Genomic DNA, 5,308 nt, shown 5'->3' with positions numbered 1-5,308 from the left:
GTTGTCACGCAGCGTCAGCACCTTGTCGACGCTGGCACCCATGACCTTGCGGCGCAGCCGGAAGCTGGCGCGCCAGCCATCGCTGATGGCGCTATCTTCAACCAGGTCCCAGGCGCTGTTGGCCGGCCAGCCATGCAGCGGCGCCTCCTCGACATCGGCGCGCGAAAACGGCGCGCAGAGGAAATCGCCAGAGAGCCGTACCGTGCCTTCCGGCAGGTCTTGCGGCAGGCTCTCGCGCGGCGCGCCGACCCAGGGCGCGCGATGCAGAGGCTGCAGGCGGCGGCCGTCGGCCTCGACCGTCATGTCGGCGATGTGGCCGACCGCAAGGTCGAGCGTGACCGAAATGCCCTTTGCCTTGATCGTGACCGTATCCATGCCTGTCACCCTCGCGAATCTTTGGCGCCAGCAAAGCCCGCGTGGTGTGCGAAGTGCAAGCGCTGCGAAAGGCATTTTGCATCAGAATGGAAGTCGGCGCCGCCCCTCATTGCCCTGCCGGGCATTTCTCCCCGTATAGTGACGGGGAGAAATGGGCTGGCCGCAGCGCCGGTGCCCTCCTGCAGCGTTGCTGATTGGCGAAACCGGCGATGAGAGCGCCCCTCTCCCCGTCACTATACCGGGAGAGAATGCCGGCAGGCAGGTGAGGGGCGGCGCCAACGTTAGAAAGGGTGCGGTAGGTTGAGACGCTACAAACGGGCCGCCCCTACTGCCTTTTATACTCCCTGACCGGCGACTTGGTGCCATCCGTATAGGTCACCTGCACCGACATCGACTTCACGCTGTCGGCGACCTTGAAATAGGGCTGGTAGTCGTAGGGGATGGCGTAGGGGTCCTTCTTGTCGCAGGGCGGCATCTTGATTTCCTTGTCGGGGGCGGCGCCGTCCAGGCCGTAATGCACCTCCTTGATGGCGCAGCGGTAGGACAGCATTTGCGTGAAATAGACCAGGCCGTTGTTGCCGCCGGCGTCGAAGGCGATCCACGAGGTCCAGAACTGGTCGAGGATCTGCTTGTCGCCTTGCTGCAGCGCCGAGTCCGGATCGAATCTTATGGCGAACGGGCCGGTCTCGCGGCCCCTGATGTCGAGATATTTGATGCCGATCGTGGTGGCCGTGGTGCTGTCCGGCAATTCGAAGCTCGAATTGGGCATCGGCTTGCCCGTCCGCTGGTCGTTCATCGCCATCAGCCCGGTGTCGGTGAACGGGCCGGTCTCGCCGAGGCGCCAGGAAATGCCGGTCGCCGCCTCGGGCAGCGAAATGGTGATCGTCCAGCCGGCATTGGAGCGCATCGGCGTCAATGTCGGGGCGAAGCGCTGCGGATCGAGCACGTCGCCGACGGCGGCCAGCCGGCTGCGGCTGCGCTCCAGCCAGTCGGCGATCTCCCTCTGGTCGACGAAATATTTGAGCAGCCCGCCATCCTTCTCGTAGGAGACGAACTTGGTCAGCGCCTCGGCCTCGCTGCGCTTGTCGGACAGCGACTGGCTACCGAGGCGATCCTCGGAAAACTCCTGCGCCAGGAGGAAATAGGCAGGCGCATAGTCGGGATGGGCCGCTATGAAGGTGTTCAGCTTGTCGAGACGCTGGGCATCGTCGAACTGCTCGAGATGGACGAGCTTGATCGCCGACGCCTTGGCCTTGTCGGCCAACTGGCCGAACACCTCGCGGGCGCCGGCCTTACCGTCCTGGACCCGAAGCAAGGTGGCGAAGCGCGTATAAGGGTCGATGGCGTCGACATCGAAGTTGGCGAAGGCGAGATAGGACCGCCTGGCGTTGAGCATGTCGCCCGACAATTCGTAGACGCGGGCATTGTGATAGTACTCATCGGGACGCTTGGGGTCGGCGATCGCGCCGCCCTGCGCGGCGAGCGCGGCAAAGCCCTTGGCGATGGTGTCGATGGAAGCGGCAATCTGCTCGGTCGTCGCCTGCAGCTTCTCGGCCTGCGCGGCCGCCTGCTGCTGGCCGGCGGCCAGCGTGTCGGTGGTCTGCTTGACCGCCTCGACCGCCTTCTGGGTTTCGGCGCCCTGCTCGGTCTGCTGTTTCTGTGCCGAGGCGATCTCCTCGGCCTTCTGCGCGACGGTGTCGGTCGATTGCTTGACCGCCTCGACCGCCTTCTGGGTTTCGGCGCCCTGCTCGGTCTGCTGTTTTTCGGCGGCGGCTATCTCCTGCGTCTTCTGCGCCACCGTGTCGGTCGATTTCTTGACCTCCTCGACCGTCTTTTGCGTCTCGGTGACCGTCCTTTCGATCCTGGCGACCTTTTCGGAGACGATGCCCAGCGACTGCTGCAGCTCGGCCACCGCCGGCACCAGAGTGGCGATGATGCCGTTCTGCGAATTCGTTTCCTGCTGCACGGTATAGACGCCGCCGGCGATCGCCGCCGCACTTGTGGCGAAGATCAGCGCCGGCATGGCCTTGGTCGCCAGCACAAGCCTCAGCACGATGGCGATGGCGATGATCGCGGCCGCAACGGAAGCGACGAGCGCGATATAGGCGGCGAACGGCCCGAGCGGGTTGAGCACGTCCGACACCGCGCCGCTGACGAAAGCGACGCTGCCGGCCCATTTGCCGGTGCGGCTGAGCGATGCCCGGATAAGAGATGGTGCGGCGGCGCCGATGTCACCTGTCATGTCGATCCCCCAAACCAAATCCGCGCGCATGGTAGCAGCGCGGCCCCGCCGGGAAAACAGGACAGCAAGCGGGCGTTTTCGGGGCGGTGGGGTGTGGGAGGTGTCTACCGACGAAGTGATAGCTACGAGCGGCAAGGTATAGCGCCGCTCGCGCAGGAATCGCCAATTTGCCGATGTTGGCGCCGCCCCTCATTGCCCTGCCGGGCATTTCTCCCCGTATAGTGACGGGGAGAAAGGGGCTGGCCGCAGCATTGGCGCCCTTCTTGCAACGTTGGTGATTGGCGAAACCGGCGATGACAGCGCCCCTCGCCCCGTCACTATACGGGGAGAGGGTGCCGGCAGCCAGGTGAGGGGCAGCGCCGGCTTTGGTGTCGTTCCGAGCCCGTCGCCACCCTTAAGCTGTTGAGACAGCTTTGAGACCCCCGTTAACCAGTTGGACGCAGCAATCGGCTTAGGCTAGGGTCCGGCCCTCTCAGCAACAGCCGGATTCGACTTGCGCCTGTCCGACCCTTTCCCGCTCCTCCAGAAGATCTTGATGGCGTTCGCGCTGCTGGCGATGGTCGCCGGCTGCACCACCGTCGCGCCGCCCGACAGTGTATTGGCGGTGCCGGCGCAGCCGCAGCGCTATGCGGCGATCGTCGTCGATGCGCGCAGCGGCAAGCAGCTGTTCGAGGTCAATTCGACGGCGCAGCGCTATCCGGCCTCGCTGACCAAGATGATGACGCTCTATCTGCTGTTCGAGGCGCTGGAGAGCGGCCGGGTGAGCAAGGAGACGCAGATCCCGGTTTCGGACAATGCCTCCCGGCAGCCGCCGACCAAGCTGCGCTTCAGGCGCGGCGAGACGATCGACGTCGATTCCGCCATCCGGGCCATCGTGGTCAAATCGGCCAATGACGTGGCGGTGGCGGTCGGCGAATATCTCGGCGGCTCGCAGGACCAGTTCGCCGCCATGATGACCACCAAGGCGCGAAGCCTCGGCATGACGAGCACCTCCTTCCGCAACGCTTCGGGCCTGCCCGACGGCAGCCAGATGACGACGGCGCGCGACATGGCGGTGCTGGGCATGGCGCTACGCAACCGCTTCCCGCAGCATTTCCACTATTTCTCCGAGAGCGACTTCATGTTCCGCGGCCGGCTGGTGCGCGGCCACAACGACATGCTCGGCCGGGTGCGCGGCGTCGACGGCATCAAGACCGGCTACATCAGGGCCTCCGGCTACAACATCGTCACTTCCTACAATGCCGACGGCCGCCAGCTGATCGTGGTGGTGATGGGCGCCGAAAGCGCGCGCCAGCGCAACGACCATGTCGAGGCACTGATCCAGCGCAGCCTTTCGCCGATGGCGGCGGATGCCAAGACAAGGCTGATGTATGCCGGGCAGCAGCCGACGGGGTCGGCGCTTCCCGGTTTGCCAGAACCGTAAAAGCTTCGAAACGCCGGCCCGAGGCACCCCCCTCTGGCCTGCCGGCCATCTCCCCCTCAAGGGGGGAGATTGGATGTCGCGTCGGGTTTCGCCCACCTCCAACGTCAATGAGGGGCGCGGCGCCAAGGCTGCCGATCTCCCCCCTTGAGTGGGAGATGTCCGGCAGGACAGAGGGGGGGCGCGAAGGATCACCACCGATCTCAACCTTGCGCCGCCGCATTCCGCGACCAAGTCACAGCCCGCACCACCCCCATCACAACAACTTGTTCGGTCACACCAGTTACACAGTCGCGATGGATATGCCGCGCCGGCTTGGCGTATCGTATCGCAGAAGCCGAAACAGGAGCACTGACCATGGCCGGCGACCCGAAGGCGCAGAAGACGGAAGACGACGAAACCCACTCGGCCGGCGAATATCTCGAGGCCTCCACCTTGCCGGAAGACCTGCACGAAGCGGCCGACGAGATCCTCGAAGCGCCGGAGGTGCCGGATTCCGAGCCCGCCCCGGCCGGACCTGCCGCATCGCGGGTAAAACCGAAGAAAAAACCGTCGGCGATCAGCGGCCGGAAATTCCGCAAGCGCGACCTGGTGCGCATCGACGATTTGCGGCCGAGCCTTTCCGACCGCATCCGCGCCGACCATCCCGACCTGCCGCGCGGCGCCCGCATCAGCCGCGAGGAGCTCGCCCGCTACCGCATGCGCTACATGGAAGAACTGCTGCAGCAGGAGCACGGCGAATTCTCCGAGCTCGACCGCCAGGTGGTCGAATCGATCGCCAGGCAGGACACGATCTCGGAAAACTCGGAAGAGGAGTTCGAGGAGCACCGCTCGTTCGCCGACCGCGTCTCCGACTCGATGGCCGAGTTCGGCGGCAGCTGGTGGTTCCTGATCTCGTTCGCCAGCGTGCTCTTGATCTGGATCGGCATCAACCTGTTCGAGGGCATGGCGGGCGCCTTCGACCCCTACCCGTTCATCCTGCTCAACCTGATGCTGTCCTGCATCGCCGCTATCCAGGCGCCGGTGATCATGATGAGCCAGAAGCGGCAGGAAGCGAAGGACCGGCTGCGCTCCTTCAACGACTACCGGGTGAACCTGAAGGCCGAGCTGGAAGTGCGGCACCTGCACGAAAAGCTCGACTACCTGATCTCGCGCCAATGGCAGCGGCTGGCGGAAATGCAGCAGATGCAGCTCGATGCCATGCACGAGCTGACAGGGGCGAAGAAGGTGAAGCGGACGGCGGGCGGGGTGCGGCGGCGGGCGGCGAGGAG

3 protein-coding genes and 1 pseudogene are annotated in these 5,308 nt (G+C 65.1%); 2 read left to right on the top strand and 2 right to left on the bottom strand.

Features of this window, described 5'->3' with window-relative positions:
* Both EN742_RS23010 and EN742_RS23005 read right to left on the bottom strand, forming a co-directional pair.
* Positions 1-375 (bottom strand): annotated as a pseudogene (locus EN742_RS23010) (hypothetical protein); the annotation flags it as partial.
* Positions 376-700: 325 nt separating this feature from the next.
* Entirely contained in the window at positions 701-2,617 is a 1,917-nt protein-coding gene (locus tag EN742_RS23005) for a methyl-accepting chemotaxis protein (protein ID WP_128333312.1), read from the bottom strand.
* Between the two features lie 535 nt (positions 2,618-3,152).
* On the opposite strand from EN742_RS23005, the gene EN742_RS23000 reads away from it, so the two are divergent.
* Complete coding sequence (locus EN742_RS23000; protein WP_127422936.1) at positions 3,153-4,040, top strand: D-alanyl-D-alanine carboxypeptidase family protein; 888 nt, start codon at positions 3,153-3,155, stop codon at positions 4,038-4,040.
* 354 nt (positions 4,041-4,394) lie between these two features.
* The coding region (locus EN742_RS22995; protein WP_148670207.1) for a DUF1003 domain-containing protein at positions 4,395-5,308 on the top strand (914 nt) is incomplete at its 3' end.

Origin of the sequence: Mesorhizobium sp. M4A.F.Ca.ET.020.02.1.1 (assembly GCF_004022645.1) — a bacterium.
Taxonomy (GTDB): domain Bacteria; phylum Pseudomonadota; class Alphaproteobacteria; order Rhizobiales; family Rhizobiaceae; genus Mesorhizobium.
Note: the sequence above shows the minus strand (reverse complement) of the source record. Positions and strands in the feature narration are given on the sequence as shown.